Here is a 16,487-nt window from a genome sequence, read left to right as displayed (position 1 = left end):
TCATGAAATATTTAACCGGAATTTGCTTAGCATTGAGTACGATAACAGTAGCTAATATCGCTAACGCCGATACTTTTTTAGCCTTAGATCCAGCACTTCCAAAATCTGTCGATGCAGAATCAATTGCACCTGTATTTGATTTTGATACTGATGGTTGCTTGCCCAGCGCCGGCATCAGCCGGACTGGAGAGAAAAATGGAGGACTAAAACCCTCAGGCGATTTGGCTGGAGATTGCAGAGACGCGAACTTTCTGGAAACCTCAAATACAGTCCACCGCTATACATGTAAAAGTACGACAGAAGGCAGCTTCTGTGGCCACATCTATTCTTTGTATTTCCAGAAAGATCAGCTCTTTAATCTTATCGAAAGCGGGCACCGCCACGATTGGGAATTTGCAATTGTTTATACAAAAGATGGCGTTGCTACTCACGTGAGCTATAGCTCTCATGGCGATATCTTTACAGCAGCGTATCAGCAAGTTCCGGCCGTGGGAGGGAAAGCAAAATTTGTTTATCATAAAGATGGGATAACGACGCATGTATTGCGGTTTGCGAAAGCGAACGAACCCGCAGAAAATGAATACGGTCAATTTGTTACACCGCCAATTATTAGCTGGTTTGAAATGTATGGTGATGGCGTTAGTAACTCGCAGCTACGTCAGTACTTTAATACCTATAACTATGGCTCAGCAAACGTACCGGTATCCGACGGGAACTTCTTGAACAATTTAAACGAAGGAAAGCCAAACGGGTATCCGTCATTTTAAGTCTATCGGCCTGGTTGAAAAGGGGTTCCACAGCCTCTTTTCATTTCCGGTTAAGCCGAGCTTTTAATAAAAGCCTTTGAGTATTCTTTATAGAAGCGCTGGCGGAAAAACCAAGCGGAACATACCATCAACACGCTACCCAGAAGAGCCGTAAAGTAAGCGCTCTCTAATAGAAAGTTTAGCCAACTGAGCTTTATTTCAAAGAAGTTACGGTACAGCAGTATACCGACGGTTCCCGCATAACCCAGAGCATCCGCGATATAAATAAGAAACCCGGCATTAGCTTTGTCGTTTATCATCGATAACATGCGATCGAAAATAAGACAGTTAAAAGGAACATAAGCCAGATAGATCCCAATGGTTAGCGCTATCATCCATGATGAACCTGAAATTCCGCCGCTTTGATAGAATAAGCTGCTAACACCTAAGAGTAAAAATCCCCCAATAACCATCAAATGGTTAACCATAAATGCCCGAAAATTGTTTTTAATCCACATTATCGAGCTTAGCAAAAGTAGAACAGCCAATGACGTATACAGCGCAACGGAAGAAAATATTGCGGGTCTGTCGCCATACCCTAGTTCTATCCATATTTCTGCTGCAAAATTGTCACTGAAGTCACGCATAGCGGTCAATAACATATAACTGACGACCATGCAGCCCAAGCCTATCGAGTATTTCCTCACTAATTGGATCCTATCTTCGGATGTCATGGGCTCCCGTTTATGCCGTTCAGCTTTATCTTGCTGTGTCGGCGGGGGGATCCTGGAAAGAAAATATACGGAAATGAATAATGGGATAGTAAAAATACCACCGGTAGCAGCCGGCATCCAGTATTCGCTGATTTGTAAGTCCAGCATCAGGTATTTACCGACGGTTTTTACGACACCAGAAGACACAATGAAACTAATAGATAAAATAGCACCCAACACTTCAGTGGTTCTTCTACCCTCTAAGTAACTGAAGACCAAGCCCCAGATTATGCCTAACGGTAAACCGTTAAAGAATAGTGCGACTAGCTTCCAGTTCCCGGGAACAACAGCAAAAACCATAAGTGAGCACTGTGCTGCCATTACCAGAGTGAGAATCGCAACGCTGCGATGATTCGCCGTCATTTCCGATACGACTTTAATACCGACAAATTTGGATAGGGCGTAACCTAATACCTGCGCAATAATTAATGCACTTTTAAAATCTATCCCAGCGACAAACTGAGCCTGTTCATAGCTTGCCACTGCAAAAGGTTTCCGAAACGCATACATACAAAAGTAGGTCGAGAAAGCGGCACTTGAGGCATAGAGGATAAACCAGAAGGTGTTGCTACGCCTTGTATTCTTAGTGAGAGAAACCATAAGTGCCATTCCTACCATTGTGAGAACGGCAAATATTACGCGCAGAATATGAAGAATTTATGTTACTACCCGACGCTAACCTAATAGCGGGGGTTAACGGCTACAAATAACCTCCACCTGGGCATTATCGAGTGCAGATTTCAAAGGGTCTTCAGGAGGTTTATCACAGACTAACGTATCAATTTGGTCAAAATCGGCCAGGTGAACGGAGCCTGCCCCACTAAACTTTGAAGAGTCGGTTAGTACTACTTTTCGGCGAGCTCTATCAAGTAGCGAACGCTTAAAATTAGCCTCATCAATACTAAAATCAAGTAGCCCTATGTCGGAATGAATACCACCGATAGACAGAAATAATAGATCGGGGGTGAACTGCCGAGCCTGAAGAATCGCTTCTCGCCCGAAAGCGGCCCGGTAGTCTGGATCAATTTGCCCGCCAGTGAACGCTAACCGCCAATCATCGCGACCAATGACTTCATTTGCTACATCCAGTGAATTTGTCACTACCAGTAACTTTTTAGGTTTGGTCAACATTCGTGAAAACCAATAACTGGTTGAACCACAATCAATGAAAACCGTCATCCCATCTTCGACTAATTCGGTAGCTTTCTCTCCAACTTCTTTTTTAGCGGCAGAATTCAAACTCACACGCCCTTGGTATGGGGGTTCTAGAGTTGAAGAGGAAAGACGGACTCCACCATGCACTTTAACCACTCTGCCGGTAGCTTCTAACTGCCGTATATCACGTCGTATGGTTTCTTCCGACACCTCAAAACGCTGTGAAAGATCGACAATAGACATTGACCGATTAAGCCTAATCAACTCCAACATAGTGATTAAACGCTCAGACATATTCACATCCATCTCCACACGTTTATTGGTTGCGCGCATGTAATTCAATGAGTTAACAAGTTGCTACTTTAGAGCAGAAGTAAATCTTAATCCACTTCCAACATTAAAAACCACATAAACTCACATTATTAATAATTAATACAACAAAATATCACATCACTGTCACATTTTAATTCTATATTGGCCTCGCTCAAAACCATAGCTGGGGGTGAAAGGTCATTTTGGCCCTATTACTTCCACGTTTAGCATACCTGGGGAGATACACATGAACGGCTACAAACGATTTGCACTTTCACCATTAATACTGGCAATAGCCTCAGCATCAGCGATAGCTGATCAGGATAAGGAAGAAACGAATAAAAAAGACGAGCAAATGGAAGAAATCATTGTTGTAGGTAAGAGACAGACCTTCGCCTCAAACACGGTTTCAATGGACATGATTTCACGTCGTCCAGCCAATGCTTCAGTAAACACTGTTGTACAGGAATTACCTGGCGTTATTGTACAGGAAGCTGACACCTTCGGTTCATCTGACTGGATGACAAACATCCGAATGCGTGGCTTTAATACCAATAATGGTCAAATTGGTACAACGCTTGATGGCTTGCCAAACGGCGGCTCAAACTACGGCGGCGGTAGTAAGGCAAATAGATTTATTGACGTGCTCGATCTTGAAACCGTGGAAGTCAGTCAGGGAACGGCGGATATCAGCTCGAGATCAAATGAGGCATTAGGTGGAACGCTGAATTTCATTACTTCCGACCCATTAATGGAAGAAAACCTAAGCTTACTCTATATGGCAGGCGACCAGGACGCGAGTAAGTACCGTTTCCGTTACGACTCTGGTGAAATTAGTCCAGATACCTACTTCTACCTCAGCGGCTCATCTTCGCAAAATAAGGACGTTTGGGATAACGAGGCTATCACGGAGAAAGATTATCTTACGGGTAAAATCACAACCATTATTGATGGGTTCCACCTTACGGGCTTCGCTACCTACAATTCGGCTAATGAAAACGAATATGAATATGTTTCTTTAGAAGATTATTATGAAAACCCTCGTCACGACGGCTTGCACATGAATTGGACTGGTATCCCCGGCCTTGATGAAAACTATCGCGATGGCTGGCGTGCACTGCGTGATAATTCATTTTATAGTTTTCAGGTCGAAAAAGATTTTGGTGACTTCTCATTCAACACGGCCGTTTATTATCACAGAATGAAAGGCCGTGGTGACTGGATCCCTCCCTACATTACCGATGTCGATGGAGATGGAAACCTGGATAACGAACGCTCCGGAGAAACAATCTACGGCGACTATCTTGGCGACGATATCTTTTTCGTTAACGCTGGTACAAATCAACCGGGCACAATGATTGATTCTTGCACTGGTCGATATGGTTTAGACGCTGAAAAGGATCCCAATTGTTATGAAGGCAATGTCGAAGGAGTGGGCTCATATCGTACTTCAAATTATGCCAATCATCGTTATGGCATAACGGGTGATGTTTCCTACGATTTTGAAACTGGCAACATCCAGCATACCTTACGCAGCGGGTTTTGGTATGAAAACTACGATGCTGATGTAACGCGCTCATGGCATTTAGTTGAGAACTCGGCAATCAGTCTGGAATTTAATGAGACCCCTTACTGGATTCAATATAAAACCGAAGCAAATACTAAAGAGCTAATGTACTACGCTCAGGAAAAAGCCGTTATAGGCCCGCTGAGTGCAAGTATTGGCGTAAAACAATATCAGGTCGATACTACTGTTGATCACTTCTATAACGATGACAGAACGGGTCAACTAGACTCCACTTCAGATCCGTTACTCTACGCAGGGTTAACCTATACAACACCGGTTAATGGTTTAGAGTTATTTGCCGGCTACTCTGAAAACTATAAATCTATTGTTCCTGGTATCATTGACTCCGGTTTATCTAATTCAGAACTGGGTGGCATTGACCCTGAAACTGCTGAGAACATTGAGCTAGGCTTCCGTTATATCAACAATGGCTTTAACGCAGCGGTTACCTTATACGACATTAAATTCGATAACCGAATTGTACAATTGGATACTAGTGTATTGGATGGTATCGATTACAAAGAAGAAGTCGACGGCAGCTATGTGAACGTCGGTGGTCAGAAGAGTCGCGGCGCTGAACTGCTCACGTCATATCAAGTTACCAGCGGCCTGAGAGTTTCTGGGTCTTATACCTATAATGATGCTGAGTACCTTAGTACAGGTGATACCGGTCTTGACCAAGATGCAGAAATTCGGGCTGGGAATCAAGTATACGGCGGACCAAAAACTTTCTTCACCATTGCAGCTGATTATGTCGGTAGCAACATAACGAGTGGAATCTCTTTGCGCCATATTGGAGATAGATTTATCAACTTCGAAAACTCAGCCACAGCGCCTGAGTATGAAGTGGTAGACGCCTACATTGGTACTGATATCCAGGGGCTTTCTTCCAGCATATCCGCTCTTCGCCTGCGTTTGAACGTTAATAACCTGCTTGATGATGAGTATATATCGGCTGTTGGCAGTAACAGTGTTTATCCCGGTTCACCAAGAACCGTGACTTTCTCTGTTAGCGCTGATTTTTAACCAGATGTTAGGTAAGAGGCATTAGGTTTCGAAATCTAATGCCTCTTCAAGGAGTTACTTCTATGGTCGATATTAGTCGGCGTCGATTTCTTTTAGGAGCAGGAGCCGCAGGTCTAATGGCTTCTTTTCCGGCAATATCAAGAGCTTTGGCTATTCCCGCTGCGGTACGTACTGGCACAATAAAGGATATTGAGCACGTGGTTATTCTGATGCAGGAAAACCGCTCTTTTGATCATTACTTCGGTACCCTGTCAGGAGCACGAGGTTTTTCCGATCCTTATCCTGCACCAGCAAAATCGTTTGACCAAGCCAAAAACCGTACGATATTCACGCAATTAAACCAAACTGAAATCGGCCCTAAATTTGTCACCCCATTTGCGTTAAATACACGCCAAGCATTCGAACATATGCGCGTAGAAGGCACCCCTCATTCCTGGCCAGATGCGCAAGCAGCCTGGGATAACGGGCACATGGATCGCTGGCCAGAAGCAAAGAACCTGCATTCTATGGGTTATTTCGAACGCGCGGATATGCCATTTCAGTACGCCTTAGCCGATGCTTTTACACTTTGCGATGCTTACCATTGCTCTATGCATGCGGGAACCAACTCTAACCGTTTATTCCTCTGGTCTGGAACCAACGATGGACAAGCCCAATTTGGCGGCCCAAGTATTGGTAACTCACATGACCGTTTACCTGAAAATGGTGGTGCAGCCATTCCATACACCTGGACAACTTACGTGGAAAGGTTACAGGAAGCAGGCGTGAATTGGCGTATTTATCAGGATATGTCCGATAATTTTACGGACAACCCGCTTGTTGGATTCGCTGCGTTTCAGGAGTCACTGGCAGGTAAACCCGGTTCAAATCCAGAGCTCGCAAAAAGGGGTTTAACGACTCAGGCTTTAGACCAGCTCCGGAAAGACAGTTTAGAGAATAAATTGCCTTCCGTATCTTACATTATAGCGACAGCGGAAGGTTCAGAGCACCCGGGACCATCTAGCCCGGCACAAGGGGCTGCATACACCTCAGAAGTATTAGACGCTCTGACGGCTAACCCTGAGGTTTGGGCTAAAACAGCATTATTCATCATGTTTGATGAAAACGACGGATTTTTCGATCACGTTCCGCCACCGACGCCGCCTTCAGAAGATCCGGCATCACTCGGCGAATATGCGGGTCATTCTCAGGTTTCCACGCGCGGGGAATACCATGTCCATCGATCCGAGGCGGATTCGTCGTTGGAAGTGCAAGACTACATGGGAAGGCCATACGGTTTAGGCCCGCGTGTTCCGGCCTATGTCATTTCTCCATGGAGCCGGGGCGGGTATATTAATTCGGAAGTTCTCGACCACACCTCGATTATTCGTTTTCTAGAACAACGTTTCGGTGTTTTAGAACCCAATATTAGCCCCTGGCGACGGGCTGTTTGTGGTGATTTCACAAATGCTTTTGACTTCGTAAATCCAAACAGGGATTTGCCGTTAGCTTTTCCTGACCCCACAGCTGACGCAAAAAGGGCAGCAGCACTGCCAAAAAGAACAACGCCTAAACTTCCGATTCAACAGTCGATGCCTGCCCAGGAACCGGGTATGCGTCCACACCGGCCTAGCCTCTATAAGCTGGATTTAGAGTGGGATGAGCTGCCGGAAACCAATAGATTGAAGCTGACCTTCATTAATAAAGGCAAGCACGCTGCTGTATTCCATGTTTACAACCGACTGAATCTGGACTCAATTCCGCATCGATATACTGTTGAAGCCAAAAATAAAACGAGCAGAGAATGGACGCTAATTGAAGATGCTTATGACTTGCAGGTTATGGGGCCAGAAGGGTTTCACCGCCGCTTAGTGGGAAAACATTCTGAAATACAACCCGAAAGAGATATTAGCTTTATCAGTGACGGCAAATACTGCGGTCTATTGGCTCGTAGTGACGGCTTTACCTACTATCTTGGTCAAGACGTTGATACGAGAAAAAGACTGCCTCAAGGACAGGTAGTTCATATACCTACGAACAGTAATCAACGCTACGATGTCTCTGTGACGAGCACTTCATCTGACTCTTTCCTTAGACAATTTGCCGGCCGCCTGAATCGTTAAAGGTGTACTTAAGGACGTACTTTAATAATGACAAAACCAAAACTTATTGTATTTGACCTTGATGGCACCCTGGTTGATTCGGACAGTGCACAGGACTGGATGTACTTTTTACGAAAAAACTCATGGCCTTACAGCAAGGAAGCAACTGAGATTTGCAGCGAAATCATGCAGGACTACAGTAGTGGACGAATGAATATGAAGGATTATATGCAGGCATGGGTTTTACCCATAAAAGGCAAGCGGGTTACTGAAATCAGAGCTCTGGCTACCGAATTTGCTGAACAATATATTAAACCACGCATTTATACACAAGGTATGCGTAAAGTCCGGGAGCATCAGAAAGCAGGAGACATTCTTCTGGTCATTTCTGCCAGTCCCACCATTATAGTAGAGCCCATTGCTGCTCTTTTTGGTATCCAGCATGTTATTGGAATCGATATTGAAGTTTCTGACAGTAAAATCACGCAGAACGTGATAGAGCCATTTAGTTTTGGTAATGGAAAGGTGGCTCTTTTAAAGCTGTGGCAAAAACAGCACGGCTTAGAAGACTTACCGTTAGGCTGCATATATAGTGACTCAATTAACGACGTACCATTACTGGATTACGCGCTTAACAGCCATGTTATTAATGGTAACGAACAAATGCGCTCAATTGCGAAAGAGAACGGCTGGTGCACCCACGAATGGAGTGTATAAGACTCACAGGCCAGTTTCGTTTCTTTCCTCAAATGAAACTGACCTTTTCTTTAACGCTTTATTCGCCGCAACTTAGAACGTTTTCCCCATCCAGGTTAAAACCCTCTTTCCATAAAGCGGAAATTCCAGCTTCAAGGAAATAAGGGCAGGCATTGTTTTCGAATTCCTGCCGACTGATTTCGCCTTCGGAGCCGTCTTCATAGTATTCTTGTACGAACACCGCTTTGTTATTTTTCAGGAAAGTGTCTTCGTAACTGACGCATTCATTCCCGTAGGCATAACACTGTTCGTTTACGGCAAAATCAAAATCATTAACCAGTTCATTCAGTTGGTCTAAATCGTTCTTTAAACCAATGCCTAATCCCCGCGAGTGTGCGGCATTTGCTAACCATTTATTGTAATTTAGCTGATCATCGTAAGTGATAATGCCTTTTGTCTCGTCAGTGTTGATATAGCCGTCGACATTGTCGGGTTCAACCGCATCACAGCCCGCAGATTGAGCTAAGTCCAGACGCGCTTCCATAATAGGTTTGATGTTTTCATTCAGGACAACCTCATTATTTATGTCCAGCCAGACCTCGCCCGGCCAGTCTGCCATTTCACCATCGGCAATAACCGCGTCGTCCGAGAACTCACTCGCATCGGGTCGCCAGTCTTCTCGGGTTCCTGCACTGAAGTAACAAATAACCCGCTTACCGTTGGACTTTAATGAGCTAATGATGCTTGCGTTACCGCCCTCTGCACCTTCAAATAAATCGATATCGAACACCTCGACGTCCTTGTTTATATCCAGGTTGTCGTAGTTCTCGAGCTGCCAATGCCAGCTTGTCCCTGGTTTGGGTTGCCATATGCCAGATTCCCCATTATCCGTACTTTCTGACGACGAATCGGAGTTACAGGCTGTCAATTGCGAACAGGCTAAAACCATTAAACTTACAGCAGTCCAGTTTCGGTTAAACATTGGAGTAATTCCTTAAGTGATCCCTTGGGGATTATCAGGCTTTGTTGGGTGGTCGGCAACTCTATTCGCACAACTCTGCCAGGAACTTAATTTAGTCGGTACTGTGCAACGGATTTTAACTCGCAAACAAATCTCGTTGTTATTATATTAAAAACACTGAATTACAAATTGATTACGAGCACAACTGAACGCGAACTTTCGGAAGGACACATTATGTTAGCTAGAATTTTTTCTATCCATTTTTTAGCCACCAGTGTGCTGTTGATATCGGCATCGGCAGAAGCCCAATCAGTTTCCTCAAAAACCGATATGCTTCCCAATGGATCAGATACGCCCGCTTGTGAGCTCCTGACAGAGAAAGAAGTTCTGGGTCACATCCCTACCGGGGAAGGAGTACATATCGCAGAAGATACTGCCGAGCCAGGATATTCAACCTGTGTTTGGGTAAGAAACGATCTTGACCCCAACCTGGCCGTTAAAGAACCATTCCAATTAACCGTTACTTGGAACTACCACGACCATGAAAATGACAACATGGGGGGATACTCAATAAACCAAGCTCGTCGCTTAGGGGAGTCCGTTCTGGGCATTGGTGATGAGGCATACTGGATTAAAGGCACAATGCCAATGCTGATCGTCTGGTATAAAGAACAAAGCCTGGCTATTCAAATTGCTGGCGGCGAATCTCAACGCAAAGGCAGCAAAATTCTGGCCAGCAAGGCATTGCATCAGATAAAGACCAATGCCACTCAAAGGAATTAATCATACTTTTATCAGCGGAGACCCTGTCTTTTTAAGTAGCATCAATGACTTCACATCACTTTTCATAAATACCTGAATAATTTGAAGACTAATCTTCTTGGCCTTTCGATTTCAGGAATACGTATATAAAAACGAACAAGCCCAAACTTACAACAAACATCAGAATCCATAATGGAACTTCAAAGTACAAATTAAGCATAGCTGTCCCAGAAAGAATTAATGACATTAAAGTTACAACATTGCTCTGAGTCTCATTTTTCATAAACTTCCCTTGTTAAAATGCTAGTTCCCTCAAGGGTATTTTAACAAAAAAGGGCCTTTCGGCCCTTCCTTATTCGACTGTGACGCTTTTTGCTAGATTACGAGGCTGATCCACATCGGTACCTTTTATCAGAGCTACGTAGTAGGAAAGCAACTGCAAAGGAACGGTGTAGACAATAGGCGCTATCACTTCGTCGCAATGGCAGACGTTAAGTACGGTTAACGAGTCATCGCCTTTGAAACGGGCGTTTTTGTCAGCAAAAACGTACATCAGGCCGCCGCGGGCACGCACTTCTTCAACGTTGGACTTCAGTTTTTCCAGTAAGTCATTGTTCGGAGCCACGACAATAACCGGCATTTCTTCATCAATAAGTGCCAGTGGGCCGTGTTTTAACTCACCGGCGGCATAGGCTTCGGCATGAATGTAGGAAATTTCTTTCAGTTTTAACGCGCCTTCCATAGCAATAGGGTATTGGTTACCACGCCCCAGGAACAAACTATGCTCTTTGTTGGCAAAGTCCTGCGCTAACTCTTCAATTTCATCCGCTAATGATACCGCTTCTTCCAGCTTCGCCGGCAATGCCTGTAACGCATGAACAACGGCTTGTTGTTGCTGCTCTGGCATGCCTCGGTATTTGCCAATACCCAATGTCAGCATCAGCAAGCCCGTTAACTGGGTGGTAAAGGCTTTGGTCGATGCCACACCAATTTCTGCACCGGCGCGGGTTAAAAAGGCCAGATCAGATTCGCGCACCATAGACGAGGAGCCCACATTACAAATGGTCAGGCTGCCTTTATAGCCCAATTCTTTCGACAAGCGCAGCGCGGCCAGGGTATCTGCTGTTTCACCACTTTGTGAAATAGTCACAAGTAAGCTGTTCGGGTGAACATAGGACTTGCGGTAACGAAACTCTGAGGCAATTTCAACGTTGCATGAAACGTTTGCCATAGACTCTAGCCAATAGCGCGCCACCATACCTGCATGGTAACTGGTACCGCAGGCAACAATTTGAACGTGTTCAATGTCTTTTAAAATACTCGCCGCATCTTCACCAAAAGCGTTATCCAACACCGTAGTTTCGGACAAACGGCCTTCCAATGTATTACGCACTGCAATAGGCTGCTCGTAAATTTCTTTCAGCATAAAGTGGCGATACTGGCCTTTACCGCCGGCGTCGTAACTTACGTCAGATTCAACAACTTCGCGTTCTACAGCGTTACCTTCAGAATCGTAAATGTCGATTTCTGTGCGGTTAATGTCCGCAACATCACCTTCTTCCAGGTAAATAAACTGACGGGTAACCGGCAATAAAGCGAGCTGATCAGAGGCAACAAAGTTCTCACCAATACCCACACCAATAACCAGAGGGCTACCTGAACGGGCAACCACTAAACGCTCAGGATATTTGGTATCCATAACCACGGTGCCGTAAGCTCCTTCCAACTGACGTACTGCTGATTTAACCGCAGCCAGTAAGTCGCCATGAGTTTTACGCTCATGATGAATTAAGTGAGCGATTACTTCGGTGTCAGTCTGCGAATTAAAGACATAACCTTCCGCTTGCAGCTCTTCTCGCAGGCGTTCGTGGTTTTCGATAATGCCATTATGCACTACGGCAATTTCGTCTTCAGAACGGTGCGGGTGAGCGTTAGCTTCCGTAACCCCACCATGCGTTGCCCAACGTGTATGCGCAATACCAATAGTGCCGTCTAAGGGGTTCTGGTCTATGGCGTCTTTTAATTCCTGTACCTTGCCGGTACGGCGTACGCTTTTAAGGTGATTATCAGCGTCGATAACAGCCACACCAGCCGAGTCATAACCCCGGTATTCCAGTCGTTTTAAACCTTCCAGCAAAATACCTGTTACCCGACGTTCCGACGTGGCACCAACAATACCGCACATAAATTAACTTCCTTTTTTCGACTGTGGACGTTGCCATCCGCTGATATTACGCTGCTTGCCGCGGGCAACAGCCAGTTCTTCGTCCGCTACCGCCCGGGTAATAACCGAGCCGGCGCCAACGGTTGCATTCTTACCAATGGAGACAGGCGCAACCAGAGAGCTGTTTGAGCCTATAAATGCGCCATCACCAATTTCGGTAAGTGCTTTATTCACACCATCGTAATTGCAGGTAATGGTACCTGCACCAATGTTTGCGTATTCTCCCACCTGAGTGTCGCCTAAATAAGTCAAATGGCTGGCTTTAGAGCCTTTACCCAGGCGGCTTTTTTTCATCTCAACAAAGTTTCCGACCTGCGCTTCATCCGCAAGTTCCGCCCCGGGTCGCAAACGCGCAAAAGGACCTACTTTACAGCCTTTCGCCACTTTTGCGTCTTCAATATGTGAGTTTGCGCGAATAACGGTGTCATCACCAATAACGGAGTTTCTTATGACGCAGTTTGGTTCAATGACAACCCGGTCACCCAGAACCACATTGCCTTCAAACACCGCATTAATATCAATAGTGACATCGCTGCCGGCGCTTAGTTTACCGCGGCAATCAAAACGAGCAGGGTCAATTAAGGTGACGCCCTGAGTCATGAGCTCTTCAGCCTGACGCTGCTGCAGTGCTCTCTCTAAAGAGGCTAATTGCTGACGGTTATTGGCACCTTCCACTTCCTGCGCGTTGTCAGGCTGTGCAGTGGCAATATTAACGCCTTCCCGTGCGGCCATTGCGACAATATCGGTCAGGTAATATTCTTTTTGCGCATTATCGTTACTCAGTTGTTCAAGCCAGCTTTTAAGTTTATCGCTGTCGGCAATCATAATGCCGGTATTCACTTCTTTAATAGCTAATTGCTGCGCATTTGCGTCTTTTTGCTCAACAATGCCGGTAACGCTGCGACGTTCATTACGCACAATACGGCCATAACCTGTAGGCTCAGCAAGCGTCATCGTCAGCAAACCAAGCGAGGTGTTTGCGCTCGCTGTTACCAGTTTAATTAAGGTGGATTCTGTCAGCAGCGGCACGTCACCATACAAAATAATGACTTTTTCACTGCTTTTCAGGTGCGGGATAACCTGTTGAACGGCGTGACCGGTACCCAATTGTTCGCGTTGTTCAACCCAGGTTAAGTCATCGCCTGCTATCGCCTGTTTAAGCTGATCACCACCATGACCATAAATTAAATTAATGGCATCTGGCTTCAGTGATCTGGCTGTATCGATAACATGCTCTACCATAGGTTTATTCGCCACTTTATGCAGCACCTTAGGTAGCTCCGATCGCATGCGGGTTCCTTTTCCTGCGGCCAGAATAACAACGCGTAACTTCATATTAATGGATCCTTAATTCAGTATCGCTGGCGTAAGCCTTATGACATTAGCTTATTGTAACGACAAAAAAGGCCCTGTTGCACTAACAACAAGGCCTTTTACGTATTTTAACGCAGAAGTTTTAGCGCTTAAGCTTACGAATAATATCGATTTGAGCTAACGCACGCGATAACTCAGCAATAGCTTCTGCATAGGTCACATCAGAACCTGAATCGGCAATGGCTTCTTCAGCGCGTTTCTTCGCTGCTTCGGCTTCCTGCAAGTCAAGCTCGTCACCACGAACAGCAACGTCCGCAAGAACAATAACGTGACCAGGCTGTACTTCTAACACACCACCGGCAACATAAAGAAGCTCTTCGTCACCCGCTTCGCTGACATAACGAACCATACCTGGTTTGATTTTAGTCAGTAGGGGCGCGTGACCTGGGTAAATACCCAGCTCACCTTCGCTACCAGTGACCTGAACCGTTTGTACAACGCCTGAGAACAATTTGTCTTCAGCGCTGACAACGTCCAGATTTAATGTTTGTGTTGCCATTCAAACCTCCCGGTCGGTTACAGGTTTTTGGCTTTTTCTACCGCTTCTTCGATGGTACCAACCATGTAGAAGGCCTGCTCTGGCATATCGTCGTATTCGCCATCCAAAATGCCTTTAAAGCCGGCAATAGTATCTTTCAAAGATACATATTTACCTGGAGCACCAGTGAATACTTCGGCTACGAAGAAAGGCTGCGACAAGAAGCGCTGAATTTTACGAGCACGAGATACTGACAGTTTGTCTTCTTCAGACAGCTCGTCCATACCCAGAATCGCAATGATGTCTTTCAGCTCTTTATAGCGTTGCAGTACTTCCTGAACACCCATTGCTGTGTCGTAATGCTCGTCACCGATAACCTGTGGGTCCAACTGACGTGACGTTGAATCCAACGGGTCAACCGCAGGGTAGATACCCAATGACGCGATGTCACGGTTAAGTACAACGGTTGCATCCAAGTGAGCAAAGGTTGTTGCCGGAGATGGGTCGGTCAAGTCATCCGCTGGTACGTAAACGGCCTGTACAGACGTGATTGAACCTGTCTTAGTAGAGGTGATACGTTCCTGCAGAACACCCATTTCTTCGGCCAGGGTAGGCTGATAACCAACCGCTGAAGGCATACGGCCTAACAGTGCTGATACTTCAGTACCGGCCAGAGTGTAACGGTAGATGTTATCAACGAAGAAAAGTACATCGCGACCTTCGTCACGGAATTTCTCAGCGATAGTCAAACCAGTTAGTGCCACACGTAAACGGTTACCCGGTGGCTCGTTCATCTGACCATAAACCAATGATACTTTATCCAGAACGTTTGAATCGTTCATCTCGTGATAGAAGTCGTTACCTTCACGAGTACGCTCACCAACACCGGCGAATACTGAGTAGCCGCTGTGCTCGATAGCGATGTTACGGATAAGCTCCATCATGTTAACGGTTTTACCAACACCAGCACCACCGAACAGACCAACTTTACCACCTTTAGCAAACGGGCAAATCAAGTCGATGACTTTGATACCGGTTTCTAACAGTTCGTTAGTATTTGACTGTTCTTCGTAGCTAGGTGCCGCACGGTGAATAGACATTTTCTCTTCTTCACCGATAGGACCCGCTTCATCAATTGGGTTACCCAATACATCCATAATACGGCCCAGGGTTTTCTTACCCACTGGAACCATGATTGATTCACCGGTATTTTTAGCGGTGATACCACGACGCAGACCGTCAGTTGTACCCATTGCGATGGCACGTACGATTCCGCCGCCCAGCTGCTGCTGAACTTCAAGAACCAAACCTTCTAAGCCACCTTCGGTCACTTTCAGTGCGTCGTATACTTTTGGTACAGCGTCTTGTGGAAATTCTAAATCCACAACGGCGCCGATAATTTGTACGACCTTACCTTGACTCATGACGTTTCCTCTAACTCTTCAATTCTGTTAACCGTTGCCGCGTTATACCGCTTCGGCGCCGGACACGATTTCCGAAATTTCTTGCGTAATTGCTGCCTGACGAGCCTTGTTATATCGCAATTGTAATTGGTCAATAATATCTTCGGCATTGTCGGTTGCAGCTTTCATAGCAATCATCCGAGCGGCTTGCTCACTAGCAAAGTTATCCACTACGCCTTGGTACACTTGCATTTCTACGAAGCGACGAATTAGCGTATCAAGAATACTTTCCGGATTCGGCTCATACAGGTAATCCCAGCTACCTGTCTGCACATCTTCTTCCGATCCTGCTTGCGGCAATGGCAACAATTGATGAATGGTCGGCTCCTGGGTCATCGTATTCACAAATTTGTTGAATACAACGTACAAGCGATCGATTTTGCCTTCTTCAAAAGCATCCAGCATAACCTGGATTGAACCAGTGATTTCTTTCAGTTCTGGCTTATCACCCATACCTGAAACCTGCGCTTTCAACTTACCAAAACGCTTGAAGAAACTGGTTCCTTTGCTGCCTATAGCGGCAAAATCTGCTTCAACATCCTGCTCTTTCCATTCGTTAGCGTGCTTAACGACTTTCTTGAATTCATTACCATTCAAGCCGCCACACAAACCACGATCGGTAGACACAATGATGTAACCCACACGCTTAACCTGACGTTCTTCCATAAATGGATGACGATATTCGAGGTTACCGCGCGCCACATGACCAATCACCTTGCGAATGGTGTCCGCATAGGGGCGACTTGCCTCCATACGTTCCTGCGCCTTTTTCATTTTCGACGCAGCGACCATTTCCATAGCACTGGTGATCTTCTGAGTATTACCGATACTCGAGATCTGAGTTTTTATCTCTTTACCGCTGGCCATGA

At 45.6% G+C, this 16,487-nt stretch carries 13 protein-coding genes; 5 read left to right on the top strand and 8 right to left on the bottom strand.

Annotated features, from left to right (window positions below):
* The first annotated feature begins 2 nt into the window (after positions 1-2).
* Positions 3-767 (top strand): NPP1 family protein, encoded by a 765-nt coding sequence (locus NJR55_RS02255; RefSeq protein WP_253617454.1) that lies wholly within the window; start codon positions 3-5, stop codon positions 765-767.
* Positions 768-817: 50 nt separating this feature from the next.
* On the opposite strand, the gene NJR55_RS02250 is transcribed toward NJR55_RS02255, so the two are convergent.
* Together NJR55_RS02250 and NJR55_RS02245 are read right to left on the bottom strand one after the other, a co-directional pair.
* Positions 818-2,002, bottom strand: coding sequence for a DUF5690 family protein (locus NJR55_RS02250; RefSeq protein WP_253617452.1), 1,185 nt, complete (start codon positions 2,000-2,002; stop codon positions 818-820).
* 210 nt (positions 2,003-2,212) lie between these two features.
* Entirely contained in the window at positions 2,213-3,007 is a 795-nt protein-coding gene (locus NJR55_RS02245; protein WP_253617450.1) for a DeoR/GlpR family DNA-binding transcription regulator, read from the bottom strand.
* Positions 3,008-3,233: 226 nt separating this feature from the next.
* Between NJR55_RS02245 and NJR55_RS02240 the strand changes: the two genes are divergently transcribed.
* From NJR55_RS02240 to NJR55_RS02230, 3 genes are all read left to right on the top strand, one after another.
* Entirely contained in the window at positions 3,234-5,579 is a 2,346-nt protein-coding gene (locus NJR55_RS02240) for a TonB-dependent receptor (protein ID WP_253617448.1), read from the top strand.
* Positions 5,580-5,641: 62 nt separating this feature from the next.
* Positions 5,642-7,681, top strand: coding sequence for a phosphocholine-specific phospholipase C (locus NJR55_RS02235; protein ID WP_253617446.1), 2,040 nt, complete (start codon positions 5,642-5,644; stop codon positions 7,679-7,681).
* 27 nt (positions 7,682-7,708) lie between these two features.
* Positions 7,709-8,377 carry an HAD family hydrolase gene (locus NJR55_RS02230; protein ID WP_253617444.1) on the top strand — a complete coding sequence of 223 codons (669 nt, stop codon included), beginning with the start codon at positions 7,709-7,711 and terminating at the stop codon, positions 8,375-8,377.
* 58 nt (positions 8,378-8,435) lie between these two features.
* On the opposite strand, the gene NJR55_RS02225 is transcribed toward NJR55_RS02230, so the two are convergent.
* On the bottom strand, positions 8,436-9,338 hold the full coding sequence (locus NJR55_RS02225) for an endo alpha-1,4 polygalactosaminidase (protein WP_253617442.1): 903 nt from the start codon (positions 9,336-9,338) through the stop codon (positions 8,436-8,438).
* 213 nt (positions 9,339-9,551) lie between these two features.
* On the opposite strand from NJR55_RS02225, the gene NJR55_RS02220 reads away from it, so the two are divergent.
* Positions 9,552-10,100 (top strand): hypothetical protein, encoded by a 549-nt coding sequence (locus tag NJR55_RS02220; protein ID WP_253617440.1) that lies wholly within the window; start codon positions 9,552-9,554, stop codon positions 10,098-10,100.
* 331 nt (positions 10,101-10,431) lie between these two features.
* Here NJR55_RS02220 and glmS read toward each other — a convergent pair whose 3' ends face one another.
* The 5 genes from glmS to atpG all read right to left on the bottom strand — a co-directional run bounded on the left by glmS (position 10,432) and on the right by atpG (position 16,485).
* Positions 10,432-12,264, bottom strand: a complete 1,833-nt coding sequence (gene glmS / locus NJR55_RS02215; protein ID WP_253617438.1) for a glutamine--fructose-6-phosphate transaminase (isomerizing) — start codon at positions 12,262-12,264, stop codon at positions 10,432-10,434.
* A 3-nt stretch (positions 12,265-12,267) separates the two neighbouring features.
* Positions 12,268-13,638: a bifunctional UDP-N-acetylglucosamine diphosphorylase/glucosamine-1-phosphate N-acetyltransferase GlmU gene (glmU, locus tag NJR55_RS02210; protein ID WP_253617436.1), complete on the bottom strand. Its 1,371-nt coding sequence runs from the start codon at positions 13,636-13,638 to the stop codon at positions 12,268-12,270.
* 121 nt (positions 13,639-13,759) lie between these two features.
* A complete protein-coding gene (locus NJR55_RS02205) occupies positions 13,760-14,176 on the bottom strand; it encodes a F0F1 ATP synthase subunit epsilon (RefSeq protein ID WP_011235841.1) in 417 nt (138 codons plus the stop codon).
* 17 nt (positions 14,177-14,193) lie between these two features.
* Positions 14,194-15,579: a F0F1 ATP synthase subunit beta gene (gene atpD, locus NJR55_RS02200; RefSeq protein WP_253617434.1), complete on the bottom strand. Its 1,386-nt coding sequence runs from the start codon at positions 15,577-15,579 to the stop codon at positions 14,194-14,196.
* Between the two features lie 42 nt (positions 15,580-15,621).
* Positions 15,622-16,485: a F0F1 ATP synthase subunit gamma gene (gene atpG, locus NJR55_RS02195; RefSeq protein ID WP_011235843.1), complete on the bottom strand. Its 864-nt coding sequence runs from the start codon at positions 16,483-16,485 to the stop codon at positions 15,622-15,624.
* Positions 16,486-16,487: the final 2 nt, after the last annotated feature.

The organism is Idiomarina rhizosphaerae (assembly GCF_024159085.1).
Taxonomy (GTDB): domain Bacteria; phylum Pseudomonadota; class Gammaproteobacteria; order Enterobacterales; family Alteromonadaceae; genus Idiomarina; species Idiomarina rhizosphaerae.
This window is presented reverse-complemented; position numbering and strand designations above follow the sequence as displayed.